The organism is Aeromicrobium changchenzhani, from assembly GCF_057586615.1.
Genome location: NZ_CM172480.1, coordinates 2,655,891 through 2,676,967 on the forward strand (window position 1 = coordinate 2,655,891; position 21,077 = coordinate 2,676,967).

At 58.7% G+C, this 21,077-nt stretch carries 22 protein-coding genes and 1 pseudogene; 9 read left to right on the top strand and 14 right to left on the bottom strand.

All coding sequences use genetic code 11. From position 1 onward, the window contains the following. Positions 1 to 7: 7 nt before the first annotated feature. A complete protein-coding gene (locus tag AC2YB9_RS13375; RefSeq protein ID WP_487265833.1) occupies positions 8 to 3,442 on the bottom strand; it encodes a helicase-related protein in 3,435 nt (1,144 codons plus the stop codon). 846 nt (positions 3,443 to 4,288) lie between these two features. On the opposite strand from AC2YB9_RS13375, the gene AC2YB9_RS13380 reads away from it, so the two are divergent. From AC2YB9_RS13380 to AC2YB9_RS13390, 3 genes are all read left to right on the top strand, one after another. After that, positions 4,289 to 5,476, top strand: coding sequence for a DUF262 domain-containing protein (locus AC2YB9_RS13380; RefSeq protein WP_487265834.1), 1,188 nt, complete (start codon positions 4,289 to 4,291; stop codon positions 5,474 to 5,476). Further along, positions 5,473 to 6,315 (top strand): HEPN domain-containing protein, encoded by an 843-nt coding sequence (locus tag AC2YB9_RS13385; RefSeq protein ID WP_487265835.1) that lies wholly within the window; start codon positions 5,473 to 5,475, stop codon positions 6,313 to 6,315. Before AC2YB9_RS13380 ends, AC2YB9_RS13385 begins: the two co-directional genes overlap by 4 nt. A 182-nt stretch (positions 6,316 to 6,497) precedes the next feature. Continuing rightward, positions 6,498 to 7,304, top strand: a complete 807-nt coding sequence (locus AC2YB9_RS13390; protein WP_487265836.1) for a TIR domain-containing protein — start codon at positions 6,498 to 6,500, stop codon at positions 7,302 to 7,304. A gap of 310 nt (positions 7,305 to 7,614) precedes the next feature. Here AC2YB9_RS13390 and AC2YB9_RS13395 read toward each other — a convergent pair whose 3' ends face one another. From AC2YB9_RS13395 to AC2YB9_RS13425, 7 genes are read right to left on the bottom strand one after another with little or no spacing between them, the layout of a single operon-like run. Next, entirely contained in the window at positions 7,615 to 7,884 is a 270-nt protein-coding gene (locus AC2YB9_RS13395) for a hypothetical protein (RefSeq protein WP_487265837.1), read from the bottom strand. Beyond that, positions 7,881 to 8,888 carry a M23 family metallopeptidase gene (locus AC2YB9_RS13400; protein ID WP_487265838.1) on the bottom strand — a complete coding sequence of 336 codons (1,008 nt, stop codon included), beginning with the start codon at positions 8,886 to 8,888 and terminating at the stop codon, positions 7,881 to 7,883. The genes AC2YB9_RS13395 and AC2YB9_RS13400 overlap by 4 nt, the downstream gene beginning before the upstream one ends. Further along, positions 8,885 to 9,418: a hypothetical protein gene (locus AC2YB9_RS13405; protein WP_487265839.1), complete on the bottom strand. Its 534-nt coding sequence runs from the start codon at positions 9,416 to 9,418 to the stop codon at positions 8,885 to 8,887. The genes AC2YB9_RS13400 and AC2YB9_RS13405 overlap by 4 nt, the downstream gene beginning before the upstream one ends. Beyond that, the gene (locus AC2YB9_RS13410; RefSeq protein ID WP_487265840.1) at positions 9,402 to 11,237 is read right to left on the bottom strand and encodes a hypothetical protein; all 1,836 of its coding nucleotides are present in this window, start codon (positions 11,235 to 11,237) and stop codon (positions 9,402 to 9,404) included. Before AC2YB9_RS13410 ends, AC2YB9_RS13405 begins: the two co-directional genes overlap by 17 nt. Continuing rightward, a complete protein-coding gene (locus AC2YB9_RS13415; protein WP_487265841.1) occupies positions 11,234 to 13,750 on the bottom strand; it encodes an ATP-binding protein in 2,517 nt (838 codons plus the stop codon). Before AC2YB9_RS13415 ends, AC2YB9_RS13410 begins: the two co-directional genes overlap by 4 nt. Continuing rightward, the gene (locus AC2YB9_RS13420) at positions 13,725 to 14,102 is read right to left on the bottom strand and encodes a hypothetical protein (RefSeq protein ID WP_487265842.1); all 378 of its coding nucleotides are present in this window, start codon (positions 14,100 to 14,102) and stop codon (positions 13,725 to 13,727) included. Before AC2YB9_RS13420 ends, AC2YB9_RS13415 begins: the two co-directional genes overlap by 26 nt. Positions 14,103 to 14,106: 4 nt before the next feature. Next, positions 14,107 to 14,367 (bottom strand): hypothetical protein, encoded by a 261-nt coding sequence (locus AC2YB9_RS13425; protein WP_487265843.1) that lies wholly within the window; start codon positions 14,365 to 14,367, stop codon positions 14,107 to 14,109. Between the two features lie 225 nt (positions 14,368 to 14,592). Between AC2YB9_RS13425 and AC2YB9_RS13430 the strand changes: the two genes are divergently transcribed. The 3 genes from AC2YB9_RS13430 to AC2YB9_RS13440 all read left to right on the top strand — a co-directional run bounded on the left by AC2YB9_RS13430 (position 14,593) and on the right by AC2YB9_RS13440 (position 16,576). Then, positions 14,593 to 14,955, top strand: a complete 363-nt coding sequence (locus AC2YB9_RS13430) for a hypothetical protein (protein ID WP_487265844.1) — start codon at positions 14,593 to 14,595, stop codon at positions 14,953 to 14,955. An 818-nt stretch (positions 14,956 to 15,773) separates the two neighbouring features. Beyond that, positions 15,774 to 16,013, top strand: coding sequence for a hypothetical protein (locus tag AC2YB9_RS13435; RefSeq protein WP_487265845.1), 240 nt, complete (start codon positions 15,774 to 15,776; stop codon positions 16,011 to 16,013). A 41-nt stretch (positions 16,014 to 16,054) separates the two neighbouring features. Then, positions 16,055 to 16,576, top strand: coding sequence for a hypothetical protein (locus AC2YB9_RS13440; RefSeq protein WP_487265846.1), 522 nt, complete (start codon positions 16,055 to 16,057; stop codon positions 16,574 to 16,576). A gap of 19 nt (positions 16,577 to 16,595) precedes the next feature. Here the strand turns inward: AC2YB9_RS13440 and AC2YB9_RS13445 are convergent, their stop codons facing one another. The 4 genes and pseudogenes from AC2YB9_RS13445 to AC2YB9_RS13460 all read right to left on the bottom strand — a co-directional run bounded on the left by AC2YB9_RS13445 (position 16,596) and on the right by AC2YB9_RS13460 (position 18,351). Beyond that, a complete protein-coding gene (locus AC2YB9_RS13445; protein ID WP_487265847.1) occupies positions 16,596 to 16,841 on the bottom strand; it encodes a VOC family protein in 246 nt (81 codons plus the stop codon). 76 nt (positions 16,842 to 16,917) lie between these two features. Continuing rightward, a complete protein-coding gene (locus tag AC2YB9_RS13450) occupies positions 16,918 to 17,427 on the bottom strand; it encodes a nuclear transport factor 2 family protein (protein ID WP_487265848.1) in 510 nt (169 codons plus the stop codon). Beyond that, a pseudogene (locus tag AC2YB9_RS13455) lies at positions 17,417 to 17,893 on the bottom strand (sigma-70 family RNA polymerase sigma factor); the annotation flags it as partial. The pseudogene AC2YB9_RS13455 and the gene AC2YB9_RS13450, both read right to left, overlap by 11 nt. Positions 17,894 to 17,901: 8 nt before the next feature. Next, the gene (locus AC2YB9_RS13460) at positions 17,902 to 18,351 is read right to left on the bottom strand and encodes a VOC family protein (RefSeq protein ID WP_487265849.1); all 450 of its coding nucleotides are present in this window, start codon (positions 18,349 to 18,351) and stop codon (positions 17,902 to 17,904) included. A gap of 181 nt (positions 18,352 to 18,532) precedes the next feature. Here AC2YB9_RS13460 and AC2YB9_RS13465 point away from each other — a divergent pair, with 181 nt between their 5' ends. Next, a complete protein-coding gene (locus AC2YB9_RS13465; protein ID WP_487268619.1) occupies positions 18,533 to 18,688 on the top strand; it encodes a hypothetical protein in 156 nt (51 codons plus the stop codon). A 71-nt stretch (positions 18,689 to 18,759) separates the two neighbouring features. Here AC2YB9_RS13465 and AC2YB9_RS13470 read toward each other — a convergent pair whose 3' ends face one another. Beyond that, positions 18,760 to 19,032, bottom strand: coding sequence for a dihydrofolate reductase family protein (locus AC2YB9_RS13470; protein WP_487268620.1), 273 nt, complete (start codon positions 19,030 to 19,032; stop codon positions 18,760 to 18,762). Here AC2YB9_RS13470 and AC2YB9_RS13475 point away from each other — a divergent pair. Next, positions 18,913 to 19,590 (top strand): TetR/AcrR family transcriptional regulator, encoded by a 678-nt coding sequence (locus tag AC2YB9_RS13475; RefSeq protein WP_487268621.1) that lies wholly within the window; start codon positions 18,913 to 18,915, stop codon positions 19,588 to 19,590. The genes AC2YB9_RS13470 and AC2YB9_RS13475 overlap by 120 nt on opposite strands. 34 nt (positions 19,591 to 19,624) lie before the next feature. Continuing rightward, a complete protein-coding gene (locus tag AC2YB9_RS13480; protein ID WP_487265850.1) occupies positions 19,625 to 20,356 on the top strand; it encodes a flavodoxin family protein in 732 nt (243 codons plus the stop codon). A gap of 25 nt (positions 20,357 to 20,381) precedes the next feature. Here the strand turns inward: AC2YB9_RS13480 and AC2YB9_RS13485 are convergent, their stop codons facing one another. After that, positions 20,382 to 20,870 carry a hypothetical protein gene (locus tag AC2YB9_RS13485; RefSeq protein ID WP_487265851.1) on the bottom strand — a complete coding sequence of 163 codons (489 nt, stop codon included), beginning with the start codon at positions 20,868 to 20,870 and terminating at the stop codon, positions 20,382 to 20,384. Positions 20,871 to 21,077 lie beyond the last annotated feature (207 nt).

Sequence of the window (21,077 nt, forward strand, 5' to 3'; positions counted from 1 at the left end):
GACACAGTTAGAACGGCTCGTGTCCTTTTGTCCAGCTCTTGTGCCAATCGCCGCGATGCCCTGTCGCGGCGAAATCACCCATGTCGATACCTTTGAAGGGGTCGTCGAGATAGCGGACTTGATCATGTTCGGCGCCGCGCTGGTCGACTCGGACGAGCGCCAACCGGTAGTTGGGGGCGGTGTTCTTGCCGGTCATGATCTCGTTGTGGGTGATGAAGAAGTCGTCGGCGCCTTCGATGCGTGCTTTGACCTCGATACGAATCGGGTCTGCACCAGACACCTCCGACAAGACGTCAAAGCCCGGATTGTTGAATGCTTGCTCGATCGGGTGGCGACCTAACTTTCGCTCGGCGGCAAGTACTGCCTCAACTCCGCGACGTTCAACTGCTTTGGTTTCCACCGCATGTATCGGGGCCGATGTGGGCAGGTCTGCTTCGACGTCGTGCAACGGAACGATGAGTGCGGCCGATACGACGCGCGGTGGCTTGGTCGCGAGCTGTGATTGTTGGTCAAGGCACAGCATGCGTCGCGCTAACCGATTTTCAAGGTCAGCGATCTTGCGGTTGAGGGCTTCGGAACTTTGCTTCGGTTTGTTGCCCACGGACTCTTTTTCTGCTGCGGCCATCGATTCACCAGCAAGTCGATTGATTTCGCTGTCGAGGCGCTGCTTCACAGCCTTGCGGGTCCGATCAATTTCTGAAGCCTTGCGGGCCTTGGTCGTGGCTAAATAGTCGGGTAACTGGTTCGCGATGATCCAACTGGTTGCCGCGGACTCTGCATCTGGAAGCCATTGCAGTTCGCGGGCGTGACGGGTCGCGTCCGTTTCGGGGGCTGCGACGAAGTCGAGATACGGTGCTGGTCCTGCAGCGCTCACTGAACCGTCGGATTCGACGAATGCGTAGCCGAATCGTTTGGCCACCGATCGTCCTGCACCGTCGCTGATCTCTTCGACGACGCCCACCAGCAATCGGGGTGATTCAATTTTTGGGTCGACCAATGCAGCACCTGATTCGAGCGATACGCCCCACTTTGTGACAGCGGCCGAGCCGACCGCGTCATGGAGCGGATGGCCAGGGGCAAGAAGGTCAGCGCGAACCAAATCTGGGCGGGCGACTTCATCGAGTTCGAATGTCACTCGCTCATACTTGGTTGCGATCGGATCGAGCGCATGGACGTCGCGCAGTGCTGCGGGGACGTTGCTGATCTCGAAGCGGGACTTTTCTCGCCGGGCCATGCGACCGCCGAGACGTTTGAACGCGTTGCGGAATGCCCACTCAATGTAGTGCGGTTGGAGTCGGCGGGCCTTCGCTTCATCCATCTGGCGGCGCAATGACTCGATATCGGCGTCGGCCATGCTGTCCGAGGTCAACGCGCGCTCGGCTAGCAAATCCTGCAGGCCATCGGAAATGTGTCCGTCGATGACCTTGTGCATCCGGGCACGCACCTCGGGTTCCTCGCCATAACGGATCGCTTCGACCAGCAGGTCACGCAACGGACGACCTTCGAACGCCTCACCGAGAACGTCGAAAACCTTGCCCCCGTAGGCTTTGCGCTGCTCCTCGATTTTGTCGAGGAGTCGGGTGAACACTTCACCTTCGCGGGTGTTTTGGGCGACGAGATTCCACAGCCGACAGACCTCAGTTTGGCCGATGCGATGGATGCGACCGAAGCGTTGTTCGAGCCGGTTCGGATTCCACGGCAGGTCATAGTTGACCATCAGATGGGCAGCCTGCAGGTTGAGACCTTCGCCAGCGGCGTCGGTGGCTAAAAGGATCTGGGTCTGAGGATTTTTGGTGAACTCTTCGGTGATCCGACGTCGCTCATTGCGACTCACACCACCGTGAATGCACTCGACCGCTTCGGTGCGGCCCAACAGCGTGCGGATGCGGTGCGCTAGATAGAACAGTGTGTCTTTGTGTTCGGTAAACACGATCAGCTTGCGAGGGTTGCCCTGCGGGTCGGTCACCAGCGTGTGGTCTTCGAGGATGGTTCGAAGCTCGGCCCATTTGCGGTCGGTTTCAGAATCGCGGACTCGTTTGGCCAACACCCGCAGACGGGCCAGGACTGCGATCTCGACGTCAAGTTCTTCGACTGTGCGCGCAGAGGTCGCCGCGTCAACGAGTTCGTCTTCCATATTTTCTATTTCTTCGGCCGAGAACTCTTCATCGTCGGCCAGTGCCTCGGCGTCAATTGCGTAGTAGTTGTCGCGCACGGCAGCGACCGTTGGGTTGAGGATGTCGTCCTTGCGCTTCTCTAACCGGTCAGTTCGTCGGATTAGCGACTGGTAGATCGCTTCGGGACTGGATGCGAGGCGCCGTTGCAGCACAGTCAGTGCGAAACCGACCGTGTTGCGACGCTTGCCATCGAGCTTCTCGGCGCGGTTCATTTCCTCGCGCACATAAGTAGTTACCTCGTCATACAGTTCGGCTTCAAGTTCAGTGAGGTCGTACGGGACGGTTTCGGCGATGCGTTCGGGAAACAATGGTTTGCCGTCGAACGTCAGCAGGTCTTCTTTGACCATTCGGCGCATCAGCCCGGTCGTGTCGGACGAATGGACGCCGGCTTTGTATTTGCCTTCAAAGCGGTCGGGATCGAGCAAGGTGAGGAAGAGTTGGAAGTCTTCCTCTTTACCCGCGTGCGGGGTGGCTGTCATGAGTAACAGGTGGCGGGTCACGCCGCCGAGCAGTTCGCCGAGTTGGAAGCGTTTGGTCTTCACCAGTTTGCCGCCGAAGTAGTGCGCTCCCATGCGGTGCGCTTCGTCAACAACGATGAGGTCCCATTCTGACTCCTCGAGTTGCGACAGGAGCAGTTCGTTGCGGGCCATCTGATCCATACGCGCGATCAGTAGCGGATGGCGGTCGAATGCTGATTCGCCCGGGGTCGCGTCGATCATTTGAGTGGTAAGAATTTCAAAGCGCATACCGAACTTCATCAACAGTTCGTCTTGCCACTGCTCGACCAGCCCGCCGGGCGCCACGATCAGGCAGCGATGGACGTCACCGCGAAGCTGGAGTTCCTTGATGTAAAGCCCCGCCATGATCGTCTTGCCGGCACCAGGATCATCAGCCAATAGAAACCGCAGCGGCGTTCGCGGCAGCAGTTCGCCATAAACAGCACGGATCTGATGCGGCAACGGCTGTACATCGCTGGTGGAGACCGCGACCATCGGATCATAAAGCCCAGCGAGCTGGATCCGTTGCGCTTCAGCAGCGAGCCGAAAATCGGCCGCATCCGCATCAAACGGACGACGATTATCTTCAGCAACTGCGATCGCGTCTTGATCATCGCGATAGAGGACACGTTCCGCCAAAGCACCACCCTGCGTGCGATAAGTCAGCGTCAGAGCCGAGTCGCCATGCCAATGGGTTGCGAGGACAACGACAGTCTCGCCGGCAATGAGACCCTCAACGCGCATGCCCGCCGTCAGCACTTCTAATTTCACGTAGGCTCCCTCTGCATTTTGTCGACCAATTCAGAATGACCCTAGTCTTGGCCCACGACAAAATGGCGTGATTGGTGATCGGAGCCGCTGAAATTACCCAAACTGCAGTACCTAACAAGGATCACAACGGTGTTGTCATCGCCGATTCTGGCAACATTTGCGAGCCAGACAAACAAAGTAAGTTGGATGCGACTTGCACTGCGGTAAGCAATCGCTGTGTAGTCACAGTTCAGTCCTAGCGAATGCACATTCTCAGGAGCGATCGAGACAATACTGCCAACAGCGCAATATTGAGATTTGGCTAGGTCGAGTGCGACAAAATTGGTCCAGAATACGCGTGTTTGCGACGCAATGACCTATTCCATCTTTTCCGTCTTGCGCTGGGCTATTCAGTTTCACAGCTGTGAAACTCTGGTAATTCTGTGTTGTTCCTGCTCACACGGGGATGCGGGTATTGCCGAATTGGCCTCTTAGTAGTCAAGGCGCCGGCTCCGCCGGCGCACGGCCTGCGAGCGGCGCTGGCGCGCCGTTCTCAGCCGTCTCGACACACTCAGAAGTATCGTTAGCAACAGACGCCCAAGGGGCGACCGCAGACAAAGTTCACCTGCGTCTAGCACCCAGAATGACGCGAACGGCGGAACCCTCGACGTCCCTCAGGCTCTCTTTCCCAGCTCGAAACTGTTATACGCACTCCTGCCCACTCTACGAAAGTCGGAGCAGCCGGCTGGATTCCGGGGTCTCGAGCATGGTATCTAGCTGCAGGGGAGTTGGTTCAGATGTGAGGGACTTCAGACACTAGGCCTGATTCGGACTCTTAGGTGGCTAGTTCGAGGCATAATTGCAATCATGTCTGAACCAGTAGCCCTTGATACCGATGACGTCGAGCAGTGGTTTCAAGAGGAGGCAGAGGCAACACTCGATACGGCCGCTCGAAGCCGCGATCCCGCCGAAAAGTACGCGGCAAGTCAATTGCGGGTGGTGAGGGAGACGAAGGACTATCAACTCGATTACCTAAAGATGGCGCTCCAACCCGGTCCGGGCGGTCTCATTGATACCTCGCCGAAGTACCAGCGACGCGACCGGTGGAGCCAGCGGAAACGATCCCTGCTTATCGAATCATTCTTACTCAATATCCCGGTGCCGCCCATTTTCTTGTTCGAGCACGACTACAACGCATATGAGGTCATCGACGGTCGTCAGAGATTGGAAGCTCTGCGAGCGTTTCTATCGAACGAGTTCGCGCTCAGCGGCCTTGAGTACTGGCCAGAACTGAACGGGAAACGCTTCAATGCCCTCCCCGAGGTTATCAAAAAGGGTCTGATGCGTCGCAGCATCCCCGCGGTGATACTGCTGGCTGAAACTCGGGTGACGGATGAACAAGATCTGGACGTAAGGCGGGTTCTGTTTGATCGACTCAATACCGGCGGTGTGAATCTAAACCCGCAGGAGTTGAGGAATGCGCTTTATCACGGGCCACTAAATACGCTTCTCGTCGATTTGGCGCGGACTCAGGTTTTTACTCAGGTTTGGGGCATCCCGCCATACACTCCTGGCGAGGAAACTAACCCCCCCGACGCGCTCGTCAAGAACGCCCTGTACTCGACCTTTGCCGATGCAGAACTCGTTCTTCGAGTCTTCGCTTTGCGAGACGCTATCGAGAACGACAAGAAGGGTTCGCTCCGAATTATTTTGGATCGTTATATGAAGGTCAACGCCAACATCGATGACGCCCAGAAGGATGCGTTGGCCGAACTGTTTACGTCATGCCTAGGTCGTCTGAGCAATGTGTTCGAAGGTCGTCCGTTCCTGCTCGGGGACACGAACCGCAGAAGTCGACCGCTCTATGACGCTCTCATGGTGGCACTCAGCCTCGCCCCGGAACTCCCGGTTGAGTCCAATCGAGCAGCGATACAGTCGCATCTAGAACGTTCGCTGACGGATCCCCCCCGCTACGACGTTCTAGTAGGGCGCGGCAACACCATCCAATCAGTGAAGGACCGTGTCGAACTTGCGGGAAAGATTCTTCGAGGGTGAACGTAAACACAGAAGGCATCGATTCTGCGAAGGACGAGTTCCAGGCAGATATGGCAAAGGCAACGAATCTTCTCGAGTTGGTCGGCGAGTTTCGGGATTTCGCGTCGAGTATCCCTGATCCCGCTCAACATGGTGACTCATGGCCAGAGGCAAAGATCTTGCACGCGAAAACGAGCGTAGTACGCACCAGCCTGCCGACGATGTCAGGCTCGATGGTTCTGTACATCGCGGGCAGATATGAGTTTTTCGTTCGCCAGATCGTGGAGGCGTGCGCTCAAGAAATGGCCAGTCACGCTCAGTCGTTCGAGGAGCTTCCGAAGGCGCTACGCACGGCACTGCGTGCCTTCAGCCTTGAAGTAGGGAAAACCCCAAACAAGTATCAGCGCAGTGAGGCCGAAGCAAACACAGTTCTGACCCAATACACTGCGGCCGTCGCGTCGACTGGAAATGAACTGCTGATTGCCTCGGGGGTAATCTCGATCACCGATGCCAATATGAAACCTGACGTGATGAACGACGTCCTCAAGCGTGTGGGTCTCACCGATTTCTGGCGAGAAGCTTGTAAACAGAACCGCGTGAAATTGTATTACGAGGAGAAAGACGAAGGCTCTCTCCAGGAGAAGCTGAAGAACGACCTCAACGAGCTAATGAACCAGCGGAATCAGATCGCTCATCCGACCAGTTCGTCTACGTTTCCTGATCATGAACAAGTTTTGGAGCGGGTCAAGTTCTTGTACATGCTTTCGGAGACGCTCGCGGAGCAGGCGAAAGTTCACCTCAATGCAGAGGCCTCCAAACTAACGTTGGCCGCGGACTCGAGCCCGAAAACCGCGGTATGACGAAATCCGGTCCAAGGCAGCGTCACTGACGCGAACGGCCCGCGGTGACGTTCAATGTTCGCCGAGCCCTAACCAGTGCCGATGCGAATCGGACGGCGAGGCGACCCGTGTGCGTAGGTCTCTGCCGATGCGCGGATTGGTTGCAACTGCATCCCATCTGAGCGGTCCTCTACGATTTGCAGGTGGACACAGCCCGAAAGATCGAGATCCTTCGCGAACATATTGTCACTGCGAGCAACGGTCTGGTGAACGACTGGCAAGGGTGGAGGAACAAGAGCGAAGTCGTCGTCCGACAGATCTTCGGTGATGGCAGCACCATTCACACTAAGTTCACGGCGGTCCGATACTCGCCCAGCGTGTACACGTTGGGAACTGATTTCCGCCCGTATCAGCAAAGCGGAGTCCGGTCCGCATGCTCAGTGATCGAGGCCGGGATTTTGGAGCTGGAACTGGCTGATGAGTTCGACGTCCCGGCCACTACGGTTGATGCAATTGCGAATAGATCCGAGACGGCGCGGCTGGTGGAAGATTCGGCGCGTCAGGACGTTTTCATCGTGCACGGGCACGACGAAGCGACCAAGCTCAAGACGAGCGAGTTTCTGCAAGACTTGGTGAATAGGACGCCGATCATCCTGCACAAGCAACCAAACAAGGGCCGAACCCTGATCGAAAAGTTTGAAAAGTCTGCGGAAACCGCCGCGTACGCAGTAGTTCTGGCGACTGCCGACGACGTGGGCCGTGCGGCCAGGACCGACGATTTGTCGCCCCGTGCTCGGCAGAATGTTGTCTTCGAGATGGGGTTCTTCATTGGAGCCATCGGCCGTGGTCGGGTGGCTGTATTATACGATGAAGGCATCGAAGAAGTGGGCGACATGAAGGGCATCGTCTACATCGTCCTCGACGCGGCTGGTGCCTGGAGGAGTCAATTGGCGAAAGAGATTGAGGCTTCGGGCATAGCCGTCGATTGGTCGGCGCTGGGAAAGCACTAAGTCGCGCTAGACGCGCCTATCCGTGGTCGTTGCGGGACACTTCGGGATTTCAGGCCAAGAATTCTCACATCCATGATCTCGCCGACTTTCCCGCAGTAATCCGGCGTTTCCAGCCTCAGAAGAACGTGGCAGGTCGCCATCCCTGGCAGAACGCCAAACTGGCCCGGACGGCACCAGATCGTCGACACCGGGAAGCGCGTTATTCTGCCGCGTATGCAGCGCCCAAGGTTCGGCCTGGCCACTCTCGGCATGACATTTGCCGAGCAATTCAGCGTTTGTCCAATACTTAGTCTGTGCGGGAACAGGCTACCTATTCGACCCAGATCAGGCCCACGGCCCAGGACTCGGGTACCGTCCGCTGTCGAGCGAACATCCAGCGGTAATAGTCCTCTTCGCTGAGGACGTCGACTACATCCTGGCCGTCCGAGTAGCATTCGGTGACAGCACGCATGTCGTAGACAAACCCTTCGGGCGTCGACAGGATCACCCGCTTTCCACGGATCGTTTTCACACTGGGAGCGGGTTGTGGCACTCGTGTCGGTGGAACACCGAAGTACGGATATTTTGTCGACTCACTCATGGCTTTAATCCCTTCGCACGCAACCAGGGCATCGGATCGGTCGGTCGGCCATCGACTCGAATTTCAAGATGCAAATGTGGCCCAGTCGAGTTGCCAGTCGATCCTGTTTTACCCATTTCAGTGCCACGAGTCACCTGATCTCCCTGACTGACCTCGATTTTTGAAAGGTGGCCGTAGTACGACTCAACACCATTTGCATGCCGCACCCTTATGAGGTTGCCATAGCCGCCGCTCCAGCCGGTGAACGAAACAACCCCGGCTGAGACGGCGAGGGCCGGAGTGCCAGTCGGCACGCCGAAATCTTGGCCAGTATGGAAGTCCTGAGTGTGTTTAGTCGGCGAGATCCGACCACCAAAGCCGGACGTGAGTGAATACGGCACCGAGACCGGCAAACCCCAAGGGCCAGATTGCAGCGACTCACAGCCCGCGGTGGAATTTGAAAGTGCCTTAACGACCCGTGATGCGAGAGCTTCGTGCTTCTCGTAGGCGAAGGGAAACGCCGAACGCTGCACCTGTTGAGCTGCCTGCCAAATCGGCATGTCCTGCCAGCCTTTGACCGACAACAACCCGGGATTCGGTGTCGGCGAGTGAGGACCGCCGTAGAACGCTTTGGCGGCATAGACCGGGTTCACCACTTCTTTAGGCGATCCCCAGCCGGCCGACGGTCGTTGTTGCATCATGCCGAGTGAGTCGCGGTCGCCGTATTGCAGGTTTCGCATTCCCGACTCTTGCAAGGCAGCGGAGACCGCCACGACCCAACCACGCGGGGGAACTCCTTCTTCCTTACCTACGGCAATAAGGATGCGTGCGTTTTTAGTTTGTTCGGCATCCAGATCCGAAATGTCCTCCGAGCTGCCGGAGATCAAGCATGCGCTCACATTCGCTGAGGCGTCGGTCGTGGTCCCGCCGAGGACGACCGCCAACATTGTCAACGGGACACCGACCAACAACGCCAGCGAGCTGGCACTGGTTGCGATCAGAAGTGTTCCGAGTTTGCGATTCAACGCTCTGACCCCAATTGAACATCGGCCACTCGCCAGCCTTGACCTTCGAGCACAGCCTCAATCACCAAAAGGGTGCGGCCTTGCAGAGTCACCAAATATTCTTCGACGAACTGGCCCGCTTGTTCGACTTTGACATCCGTCACCGGTCGCGTGGGTAGTGCAGCAACGTCAGCAACGCGGAGTCCTTGCCACAGTGCCTCAGTTGTGAGGGATTGGAGATCGTCCGGGATCTGGTCGGCCGGGTGCGACGGATCTTGCAAGTAGAGGTCCAAGAATCGATCCACAACAGCGACAGATTTCATGCTTACAAGATCGGGCTGGGGTGGTGGTTCGGTCCCGCGGCTCATCGGGGTGCTCCCGGTGGTTGAGTGAGCATTCCCATGTTGAGCAATCGATGGGGTCGGATGGCTGTTCGAGCCCGTTGCGAAGGCCACCAAAGCGACGACTAGCCCGACCGCCACAACAGCCGTGACCAGCAGTCGCTTCGGTGAACGGAGCACCCACACGAGAGCGTCACGCAGCGTCGTCATCTGAGGTACCTCCGCCCGGCCGATAGATGGCGTAGACCTCTTCACCGTCGACCCATTCGGGTTCAGCTGGCGGGGCAGGAGCCGGCTCCGATGTAGGGCGTGGGACGAAGCCTTCGATCATCTGTGGCGCCTCTTGCGACGTTGCTAATGGCAGCGCCCCTACCATTGATGGTGAGGCTGTCCCAGGTGATTTTTGATGACGCGGAACCAATGGCGGCAATTCAGGCACCGTTGGTCGGGGTGGAGCCGCCGGCTCTGCGTGAGGTTCAGCCTCCGCTCGCTGCGGAACAGATTCTTCGTCATCCAGGGCAGCCACGGTGGCCACAGCGGCAACATTGCCGGTGTATGCGCCCAAAGCGACGACTCCGGCCTTCTTCAACATGCTGCCACCAGCTCGTCCGGAATCTCCTGCTGCGCCAGCGATGTTCGCGAAATGGTCCTCATGTGGTCGCACCATCTGCGTGAGGCGCCGGAAAGGCCGCAAGGCCACCCACATGATGAAGCCGAAGAGCGGCATGAGCACTAGCCCGAGCCACGATGGTGTGCCATGACCAGGATTGAACAGAAGCCCAAGAGCGGCCACCATCACACCTGCGCCAACACCAAATAGGATCGCGTTTATCAGAGCTGCGCCAACTGTCCGGCCGAGACCGATGACCAAACCTCTTGCTGCGGGAAAGGCTCCGAGCGTCGCGAAAGCGGGAAACATCATTACGGCGAGACGCACGATCAGGAAGCTTCCAAGCAGAAGTAGCGCCGAAATCAACAGGAATGGCAATGCCAGGTACGTTGCTACCGTCGCGAGCACCGCATAGCCAACACGTGTTTCGGACTTATTGCCAGTCAGATATTCGTATGCCTGCGGATCGACGGTCTTGATCTCTGCTGCGGCTGCTTTCCATTCCTTCTCCTTGGCTTCAATCAGCGCTTTGCCGCGTACCGGGTCCTGCGCGACAACGGCTGCTTCACGCCAGGTCAATGCGTGAGCTTTGAAGAGTCGCGGGCCGTACTTTTTCGCGATGGGCGAATCTGCATTCCCCAGCGTGCCCGCCAACCAACTTCTGTAGAAGATTGAAGACACAACGTTGGAAGCCACTGCCGTGCCTGGGTCGACACCCGGACCGTGCCCGTCGAGTTGACTGACCGTGGCACCGAGCGTGCTCGTCACAGTGTTGTCTGCGATGTGCCCAGCTTGGATGGGCCACCGAAACAGCGCCGTCGCCAGAAGGATCACGAAAAGCGCCCAACTGATTGCTGCCGCAGTTGAAGCAAAGCGAGCACGTCGAGCGCGGAAGACGATCATGGCGCCCATCAGCGCCAAGACCACGGGAACCCACGTCTCAAAAAGCCCTCGATGCAGTGCACTGGAAACCTTTGAAATCACAGGATCAAACGCACTGAGGAAGGTTGGGTTGAATGCGACCTCGGTCAACGAACCTACCAGCGCAGTCAACGAAATGGGTGCCTGAATCAGCCAGTTCGCGACGGCCGTGCCCACGATCGCCTGTGGATTGCGGGCAGCATCGGGACCACATCCCAAGTCATAGGTCGACCAACTCAACCCGGCATATCCGTACTGTTCGTAGATCGTCGTATCCGAACCCTTAACAAACGGGTCACCCGGCGGTGGGAGTTTGTCTGGAGCACGACTGAAGAATGCGGCGATTCCATTGCCGGGCGCTTCCGGAGTTGGAGCGTCCTTACAGTCGATACCGAGTATTTGTGGCAACTGATTTGGTGGTGACGCGGCTTGGGCCAGTGGCGCCAGTGCCACAAGTAGGACCAAAGCGCTGAGTGCCGCAAAGATCAAGCGCTTCATGCCACCTTCTCCTCATTGGCTCGATGACTCCCCGCCGTCGTGTTCAACGCTTCCAACAAAGCAGGATTAGCCGAAAGATCGACGCGAATTTTGTCGACGTGGCCGTCGGTGTCACGCATGACAAACTCACGAGAACGGTCCAGCCCACGCGAAGATGACAAGGTCGCCAACGCCCGCTCATATCCGACACCAGTTGGGACCCGCAGCATCCGCAAACCTTCGCGGGCAGCTTGTTCGTCCTCAATTCGACCGACGAAGGCGGCGGAAATGAAGTTGGCGACGTCCATATCGAGCACGTCAGACGGATTCTGAGATGCCGCCAAAACGCACGTGTTCCACTTGCGAGAGTCTCGACCGAGACGAGTGAATAGCGCTCGGCCTGCACTCCAGTCGCTCAAAAAATGCGTCTCATCAAGTGCGACAAGCTTCCTCGCCTCCATCGGCCGTCCGTAGACCGCTCTGGTGGCGTACCAAGACGCTAGGTGGAGCAGAGGGACGGCCAATTGTTCAGACGTTGACCAGTGATCTCTGGGCACCGAACGCGGTGGCAGCACTAACCCTGGCATCGTCAGAACCGTCAGGGTTGAATCCAGCCGGGTCAGGGCGGAAAGGCCGGCGCGCGGGAAGAACAGTCGTGACAGCGGGAGTTCGGCCATATCCCGCAGATAGTTCGCCACGATATGTCCATGTGCGTTGTCGTGCCCATCCAGACTTGTGACGATGTCCCATAGCGAGGAACTTCGGGCCCCTTGGGTTGAGCGGACGGCATCGGAAATCACCAAAGCCGTGTCGGGGATCTTCTCAAGTGATGGTGGCAGCAACATTTTCACTACGTCGATCGCGAGAAGTTTGCGATCCTGGGCAGCAAGCACCTGTGCCTCCATGAAGGCATCATTGGACTTGTACGCCGATCGCAACGGTTCTGCCACGACATCGAACGGGTTCAACGTGCCGCTAGCAGCAGTGGTGAGATCAAGGTGCTCGCTGTGTTCCTTAAGCTCTGGAAGTTCAGTGAGTCGAGCAAGTGGGCCCGATGGATCGAGCACAACTGACGGGATCCCGCGAAGTGCGGCTTCATACGTGATCTGGCCCAGCAGCACGCTTTTGCCCGCACCGAGCCCACCGACGACCGGAACCAAGCCGGAGGTCTCCTTCTCCTCGGTCGCGTAGTGGGTGTCGAACATGACTGCGCGACGTGACGACCCCGCCGTATACCCGATGTAGGGGCCGCGACGATCACCCAAATTGCTCGAAACAGTTGGCACCCCGGCAGTCAGATAGAGCAACGGAAGCCGGCGACGGTAGGCAGACGTGGACACTGGTTCGCCGGGGATGAACTCACGGAGCAAGCCGTATTGGCCCTTGGGATGTTCGATGGTCACCCGTCGGCCGCGAAACGAGGTCACGACTTTGCGAACTCGTTCCAAGCATTCGGTCTCAGAATCACCCGCGACAGCCAGCCGGAACCAGCCATGCACTCGGGCGGCGGCAACTTCGGCGCCGCGGCTCATCTGATCTTCGACTTCGCGGGCTTGACGAGCTTGACGGTCGAGTGCAAGTGGTTCGTCGAGGTCGTGCTCTGAATAGTGCCGCTGCATGTCTCGGACCACGAGGAGTTTTCGTTGGATCGCCCGACGAGCATCCACTCCCGACAGCACATCAAACTGACAGGACCACTCGACTGGGAATGGGAGTCGATCAGTATGCGATAGCCACGGATCGTGTGCTGGATCGGGAGCTTCGATCTCCTCGAGACGACCCACCGACAGCACCGCCACATGACGTTCGATAGTTCGGTTTTCGGCGTGGGTAGTCAGCCGTACCGTGCGCCCGAGAGGTTGAGCCGCGTAGTCGACTTGATCAGCAAACGAATGTAAGTCGTCTTCCTCCCAAGGCTCTGTTCCGATCGGAGGTCGGTCATCGGGAGCAGGCATGCCCAATCCGACGGAACGTCGTAGCAGCCATTCCATTTCTCGCATTGATGCTGGGCGACCTTCTATGCCAGGCAGGGAAACACTTTCGGTTGCCAACTCCACTTGGGACAGCAACCGAGCATGTTCCATATTCGAAGGGCTTCGAAGAACAGTGCCGATGAGCCGCTGCATTGCTGGGCGTTCGGAGATCCGAACCCCAAGGAACACAGTCTTTTCAGCCATCGTCCGTGTATGCAGGTGCTTCTGCATGGCCACCATGTGGTCGGTCCACGATTCAACTCCCGGCGTAACCAGCGGCTCGGGCGTCCGAGTGTGCAGACCACGTGCCCAATCCGCACTTGGATACGGCTTGGAGGTGACTCGAAGGTGGAGCCGGTGGCCGGCCAACCAAGCAAACCCGTCCCCGGCACCAAAGATCAGTTGCTCGCGTTGGGAGTCGGAGCGAAAAGCCCACGGCTGGCTCGGCAGCACGAACCAAGCCCACACGGCGCGGTTGGTGAAACATAGGTTGTTCTCAATGTGGCGTAGCGCGAGGTTGGCTGGCTTGGCTGGATCAGTAGACGATCTTTTGAACAACATGACGTTCCTTCAGGTTTACTGAGCTGCAATCCAGACGGCGGATTTGCTCAGGCTTTGGATCGCGGGGTGCGGTTACCTCTACGCGGACCAGCTGCACAAGGCTGGACAGCGAGCGCTCGTAATCGATGACGCCCATCAGTGCGTAGGTTGCGAGGATCGAGGCCACGATTTCCCAGACAGGTGGAACGCTGATCCTCATCGGCAGGACGGCTTCGACGAGAAGGATGGCCATGAAGACCATCAGCCAAATGCCGTAGGCGGTATAGCGGGCTGTCCATGGGAGGGTGAGTCCCCGTGGACCCAGCCAGATGGCGTCAACCCGGTAGACCTCATCGTCAGGACGAAGCAACATGGCCTCAGCCTTCAAACACGAAGCCCGCGATGCTGTCCGCGAAGCCATAGAACAATGCGGCCCCAGCGATAACAATGCATCCGAGCATGACGTTAGTGATCGTCATGGCGTTCTGGCTCATCTGGCCTTTTCTGGCACTTGCGATGATGCCGATGCCGATAAACAACATGACGATCGGAATGATGTTCTTAACGCCCCAGGAGACGATCCCATCGGAATTAAATTCCGGTGCTCGGGCGATTAGAGTAGATCCTAAATTTCTCATCAGGTTCAGCCTTTCCATCTAGCCCGAGGAGTATCGGCAGTTGCTAAACTGTCTCGCTGAACGAGCGATTCGATTAACGAATGTCCTACTTCGAGATGATCAAATTGATCGAGGTTGCGCCACCCCCAAAGCGGTAGCCTGTGGATAACTACAAGGGACGGCATTGCCACAGAGCGATCCGCAGAACGAAAGAGGCCACCAATGCCATCGACGAAACGGCTTGCCTTGGTTGCTGCCGCAACGCCTGTTCTTGCAAAGCAGCTCACCAAGATGTGGCCGCTCCTGCTCGAAAGCAAAAACCGAGAAAAGTTGATCGAAGTCGGCAAGGATCTCGCCAGCCACTCCCCGCGAAAGCGAATCGAAGGGAGGATCGAGGTTACGGCAGCACTCGCTGACACCGTCGCCACTAACGCAACTGACGCCGAAGAAAAGGAGTTGGCAACGGATTGGGCACGACGCGCTCGCAATCTCACCATCCGTTTGGACATGCCGATTCACGATCGAAAAGTACGCAAGTCGCATCGACATTCGGTGCAGGCCCAGCTTGATAAATTGCAAAACGAAATGAACAACTACCTCGAACAATGACTCACACCACGTACAGTGTTTGACGTCAGTTTTGACGGCACCGGGACGAGACGGAACGAGACGGAACAATTGCCGAATTGTTGTGTTTGCGGCCAAAAGAGACTCAACGAGACCGGATGAGACACGGTGGCAGAGACTCTTAATCAATGGGTTCGGGGTTCGAGTCCCTGATGCCGCACAAGGTGAAAAAGGATCCCGTCAGGGGTCCTTTTTTGCGTTGGGAGGCATCGTTCAGGGACGAGAACCCCGAAGGTGGGCCCCCGCGCCGCGCAGCGGCGTAGGGGAGTCGAGTCCCTGATGCCGCACAAGGTGAAAAAGGATCCCGTCAGGGGTCCTTTTTTGCGTTGGGAGGCATCGTTCAGGGACGAGAACCCCGAAGGTGGGCCCCCGCGCCGCGCAGCGGCGTAGGGGAGTCGAGTCCCTGATGCCGCACAAGGTGAAAAAGGATCCCGTCAGGGGTCCTTTTTTGCGTTGGGAGGCATCGTTCAGGGACGAGAACCCCGAAGGTGGGCCCCCGCGCCGCGCAGCGGTCAGCGGGTCGGCTCTTGGGTTGGGGTGGCCGGTCATGGGGAAGATACGCCGGGGCGACGGAAGCCCATTGAAGCCGGTTACTGGAATCCAGTGGCTGTGGCGCGGCCAGTTCGAAATCGACCACGACGCGATCACCTACGCGCTGGACGTCAACTATTTTGACTTCGCGGAGAAGGGTTACCTGTATGAGGACGGCACACAGGTAACCGTAGCGTCTCTGCCGGCGAAATTTCCGGTCGGGGACCGCCGAGCGCTGGCGGACGGGCCTAGAGCAGGCACGGCCAGGATTGAGCCGCCGAATCGCTATCGCATCCGCCATCGTTCTCATCGCCGCGCTACTGATCGAACTGCCCCAATTACTTCAGGTACTGACCGGCGCCGACTGGTTCCGGGACCTAGCAGGTTTGTCATTCACTGCCCCGTTTAGCTTGCCAAGCTGGGTCAATGGAGTTGTCGGCGCACTTGCGGTCGTCGCGGGACTGGAGCGCGCTTTGCGACTCAAGCACAACTGGCTTCGCGATGAGTAGAAACCAGCCGCAGATGGCACAGTAGGCGCATGGATGTTGGAATGCGCACTAGACCGATCGGCTCGATCATCGGCGCAATCGCGGGGCTGGTGTTCGTGCTTGTCAACGCAGGGGCGGTTCCCACATCGCTCATCTGGCGTATCGTCGCGGCAGTCGCGTTTGTTGCGATCATCTGGTTCGTCGTCCTGCGCGGCCCCGAAGTCGAACAAATATCGCCAAGCCGCTCGGCGTTGCGGACGTATGGGATTGCAGTGACCGCGATGGTCGTGGCAATTCCTCTGGGAGCGGCGATCATCCGCAACGTTTTCGATCGGCCGAACGCCGTTCTCATCTGGGTCGTGTTCGTGGTCGGTGCGCACTTCCTGCCGTTCGCCCACGCATTCGGACTGCCGATCTTCCGCTGGTTGTCGGCAAGCATGGTTCTTGTCTCGATCATCGGCGCGGTCTCCGCAATGGCCTTCGAGACGGCAACCACGGCGGCTTGGACGGGAGTCGCCGCCGGATTTGTTCTGCTGTTCTTTTCCGCAGCTGGACCACACCTCAGCCGTCGTTTTGCGACGTAGCCAGCCTCGTCAGCGCAGGTCAGTAGGAGTCTCCGGTACGCCAGGCCATCTCCTGCAAGGTGAGCGTGTTGCCGTCGGGATCACTGAACGCGGCGTACTTGACTCCTCCCCCGACGTCGACGACCGCGCCGACGTCCGCACCGCGTGCCAGAAGATCGGCGCGGGCCTGTTCGATATCGGCTACCACCAGGTGGAGGGACTTGACGGTGCCAGGCGTCCTGTCGTCATAGGCCGGGATAGGTACGAGTTCAAGTTTCATTTCCATCACGCTTCTCCTTCATCATGCGGTCGACGCCCCGGCTGGGCTCGGATCGGACACGCCTTACGGGATTAGACCTAAATCACGACGCTTGCTGGTTCGAGTCGAGGACCGTCGGGAGCCCGGCCAATCGGAATAGGTGGGGCTCGAACCAGCCGATGACATCGTCGATGCGGCCATCGGTATCGACGTGCAGCGCCTGCAGCTGGAAGGCTTCCCACTGGCGCCCCTTGCGCAGATACATGCCTACGGCGGGACCTCCGTTGAGTCGGGTCGTGAGGAACCTCAGGTCACCGGGTCCCGCGGCCGGGCAGTGGGTCCAGGCGAGTTCGGCGGCTTCACGTGCGCCGGAATACCACTGATCGAACGGTGGCATCTGCCAAGTCACCTGATCGGCGAGGGAGTCGACAACTGCGTCGAAATCGTGCCGCTCGAAGGCGGCAACGAACGCCTCTACCGCACGAGCCTCGGCCCTTTCGTCGACGCGGAAGTCGGGCTCGGAAAGTCCTCCGCCAATCGTTGCCCCCCCGCTGTAGGGCGGAATTAACCGACGCCGTGCTGGTTTCCAGGGTCGCGGCGACTTCAGCGGCACTAAGTCCGAGCACCTCGCGGAGCAGCAGCACGGCGCGTTGGTTGGGCGTTAGGTCCTGAAGTGCCGCGGTCCACGCAAGCGCGATGTTCTCGCGGGCGAGAAGCTCCTCCTCCGGGGTGGGCGCGGCACGTTGCCACAGCGTTGCGTCGGGGAGAGGCTCGAGCCAGGCGACGTCTTGTCGTGGGTTGATCGGGCCCTTCGGGTCGCCCGGGGGTCCGCCCAGCCCGGTGGGGAGCACCCGCTTCGCGGCGGACGAGAGCGCGTTGAGACACGCGTTGGTGGCAATGCGGTACATCCACGTCCGGACTGAGGCGCAGCCATCGAAGTTGTGAAACGCACGCCAGGCTCTCAGGTAGGTCTCCTGGACCTGGTCCTCGGCGTCCACGGCCGAGCCCATCATCCGGTAACAATGCGCCAGCAACTCAGGCCGCAGGGACGCAGTCTCCGCCTCGAAATCGGTGCTCACGAGACCTCCTAGTTAAATGTCTCGGCGTCGCGCGCCTTGTCGATGTCCATCCACATGATCTCCCAGATGTGATCATCGAGGTCGGCGTACGAGCGGCCATACATGAAGTCGCTGTGCTCCTCGGTGCGCATGGCACGGGCACCGGCCTCGATCGCGCGATCCACCAGGTCATCGACGTCTTCGCGACTCTCAGCCGACAAACAGGTCAGGACTTCATGCTGACCTGGCCGAGCGACTTCTGCATCGTGGAACTGGCCGAAGAAATCGGTCTGCAAAAGCATTGCGTAGTGGTTCGGGCCGAGCTCAAGGGCCACCCCACCCTCGTTGCACATCTCCTCGTTGAAGCCATAACCCAGCGCGGCGAAGAACGCCCGGCTGCGCTGCGGATCTGCCACCGGGAGGTTCACAAAGATCATCTGGTGGACGCGGGTTCGAACGCTGCTGTTTTCGCTTGTCATGGTGGCCTCCTGGGATGAATGCGGCGTCCCGTTGACGCCGCCATCATACGTATTGACCGACGCCAGCGGCTGAAATCATCGGTCGGCCCTGAAGAGCCTTGCCCCGACCCGCGTCGCCCACCACCTGCCGGACGACCTCGATGCCTAGCAGGACATCACCCCGTTGGCCCGCAACGAGTTCATCTGCTGGGTCGAGGATGCCAAACAGCAGGTGACCCGAGAACGCCGCATTCGCAGGACTCAGGAAGAGTTGGATGAGGGCCAACGCAGACCCTGTTGCTGGCCGGGATGTAAGCACCGCGATCGCACCGCCAGGAAGCAGGGCACCCCGCGTTAACGCGACGTGGCAACGGTGGGCAATGACCTTGAAACCTTGAAGCGCGTACTTGAAGACCGATAGCCGATCGACTATCGGGGCGTGCTGCGGGAGTATTCGGCGATGATCACTCCTGAGTTGAATTCACGGACCCGTGTGCGGTCGAAGCGATGAGGGTTGTAGGTCGTTCCGCCAAACAGGGGTATGCCGTCGCCGAGTATGACGGGGTTGATCTTGAGGATGAGATGGTCGATCTCGTCGAGAAGCGAACCGGCAAGAGTGCCACCGCCGGCGATCCAGATTCCAGTTCCTTCCTGCTCGCGGAGCTCACTGATCGTGGTGAGCCTGTCCGCGTGGCAAGAAATGACAATCGACGACGAGCGCTCGCCGACGCAGGAATCTCGGTGCTCGCCGCCGAAGGGGCCCGTGGGCTCTCACCTCGCGCCATCGACCGTCACGCCCGCGTGCCGGAAGGCACGGCTTCCAACTATTTCCGCTCTCGCAATGCGCTCATCCGTGCGCTGGTCGAACGGATCGAAGAACGCCTGACGCCTGACCCGGACGTACATCGCGAGTTAAGCGCACAATTCCCCGACAAAGAATTGTTCGAGGCATACATGTGCGACATCGTCGACCGTCTCCTGGCATCCCCCGAAGTCACGCTTGCGCTCTTCGAGTTACGGCTGGAGGGCACCCGTCACCAAGACGTCGCCGACAGGCTCTCAGCCTGGCGGCGAACCGCCTATACGTTCGCGGTTGACTTCAATGCAGGGGCAAGGTTGCCGGGAGGGTCTGATGAAATCGCTCTGTTCCACTACGCAATAGGCGGGCTCGTCCTCGACACATTGACCACCCCCATCGACACGAATCGCAACCCCTACGACACGATCCACACTCTCGTCGAGCGGATTCTCCCAACGTAATGCTGCTCCCGCGCTTCGGTGTTACATTCCAAACATGCCTACAAGCGATGCAGATTTCTCTGACCTGACTGCACTATTCATCAACACCACCCTCACCCGCTCGCCAGCCGCGAGCCACACTCAACTACTTGTCGACGCCAGCGCCGCGATCATGGCCAAGCAGGGCGTGCACGTCGATCAGTTTCGTTCCGTCGACCATCCGATCGCTTCTGGTGTGTATCCAGATATGCGCGAGCACGGCTGGGAGGCCGACGCCTGGCCCGAACTGTTCTCACGCGTTCTCGCTGCCGACATACTCGTGATCGCCGGCCCTATCTGGCTCGGAGATAACAGCAGCGAGACCAAGAAGGTTATCGAGCGGCTGTATGCCCACTCCGGAGAGCTCAACGAGCGCGGTCAGTGGCTCTACTACGGCCGAGTCGGCGGCTGCCTGATCACCGGTAACGAGGACGGCATCAAGCACTGCGCGTCCAACGTGCTTTACAGCCTGCAGCACATCGGTTACTCGATCGCACCACAGTCGGACGCCGGCTGGATCGGCGAGGCGGGACCAGGGCCGAGTTACGGCGACGAACTAGAAGATGGCACTCGAGCGGGGCTGGGCAACGAGTTCACCAACCGCAACACGACTTTCATGACCTGGAACCTGATGCATCTGGCAAACGCGCTGAAGTCGATGGGCGGATTCCCGACGCACGGTAACCAGCGCCGGGAATGGGACGCCGGGGCGCGCTTCGACTTCGAGAATCCCGAGTACCGCTCCTGACCTGCGCGCGTTGCTTCCGCCCAACCTAATCCGCTGCTGGCGTCTTTGATTCCTCGGCTTGGACAAGGCACTTCTTCTTGAACGCCAGATCGACAACTGGCGAGCCGGGTTCGACATAATTTTTGCCGATCTCCGCCAACCTGACGTATTCGGCAGCCGATTTGGCATTTTTCTTGGGATCTGGCTCGGGAGTCAGATAATCATGCATCGCTAAATCACATCGTTGAACGCCCACGAAGTTCGCATTCCATTTAAAACCGTAATGGCCACGGATCGAGTCCCCCTTGCCCCACGACGTCAACTCATACGTGCGGCCCATCCCAATGACACGATGGCCGGGCGTCGTACCGCTCACCTCATACACCGCATATGCGCTCAGCTTGACGCTCAATACGCGACCCTTCTTGCCAGTGACTTTCTTGGTCCTGATCTTCCAACTGGATTTGATTCGCGGTTCGCCAACTATCTCGATGTCTTCCCCAAAAACGGTAGCGAGCGCAACATTGGGGCTCACTATCTTGTGAAATGCTGTGTTCAGTCTGCTGCTCGTAGGAGCAGGAATCGGTTTTAGCACCAGCGAAATAGGAGCCGACGAATGGTAGATAGTCGGGTCGGCGGCTGCGGTCCTAGCGGAGGTGACAAGCATCGAGACCAGTGTCGGAACATCAGCCTTTGAATAACCAATCGGGCACCTTCACCGGCTTAGGTGTCGGCTTGGGCG

What these genes read in the sequence shown, in the direction of transcription:
- AC2YB9_RS13380 (WP_487265834.1), top strand. Translation starts at nt 4,289, where the DNA reads ATGTCTGAACCAGTAGCCCTTGATACCGATGACGTCGAGCAGTGGTTT.
- AC2YB9_RS13395 (WP_487265837.1), bottom strand. Translation starts at nt 7,884, where the DNA reads ATGAGTGAGTCGACAAAATATCCGTACTTCGGTGTTCCACCGACACGA.
- AC2YB9_RS13405 (WP_487265839.1), bottom strand. Translation starts at nt 9,418, where the DNA reads ATGACGACGCTGCGTGACGCTCTCGTGTGGGTGCTCCGTTCACCGAAG.
- AC2YB9_RS13410 (WP_487265840.1), bottom strand. Translation starts at nt 11,237, where the DNA reads ATGAAGCGCTTGATCTTTGCGGCACTCAGCGCTTTGGTCCTACTTGTG.
- AC2YB9_RS13415 (WP_487265841.1), bottom strand. Translation starts at nt 13,750, where the DNA reads ATGTTGTTCAAAAGATCGTCTACTGATCCAGCCAAGCCAGCCAACCTC.
- AC2YB9_RS13420 (WP_487265842.1), bottom strand. Translation starts at nt 14,102, where the DNA reads ATGTTGCTTCGTCCTGACGATGAGGTCTACCGGGTTGACGCCATCTGG.
- AC2YB9_RS13425 (WP_487265843.1), bottom strand. Translation starts at nt 14,367, where the DNA reads ATGAGAAATTTAGGATCTACTCTAATCGCCCGAGCACCGGAATTTAAT.
- AC2YB9_RS13440 (WP_487265846.1), top strand. Translation starts at nt 16,055, where the DNA reads ATGCGCACTAGACCGATCGGCTCGATCATCGGCGCAATCGCGGGGCTG.
- AC2YB9_RS13445 (WP_487265847.1), bottom strand. Translation starts at nt 16,841, where the DNA reads ATGGAAATGAAACTTGAACTCGTACCTATCCCGGCCTATGACGACAGG.
- AC2YB9_RS13460 (WP_487265849.1), bottom strand. Translation starts at nt 18,351, where the DNA reads ATGACAAGCGAAAACAGCAGCGTTCGAACCCGCGTCCACCAGATGATC.
- AC2YB9_RS13475 (WP_487268621.1), top strand. Translation starts at nt 18,913, where the DNA reads ATGGTCGATCTCGTCGAGAAGCGAACCGGCAAGAGTGCCACCGCCGGC.
- AC2YB9_RS13480 (WP_487265850.1), top strand. Translation starts at nt 19,625, where the DNA reads ATGCCTACAAGCGATGCAGATTTCTCTGACCTGACTGCACTATTCATC.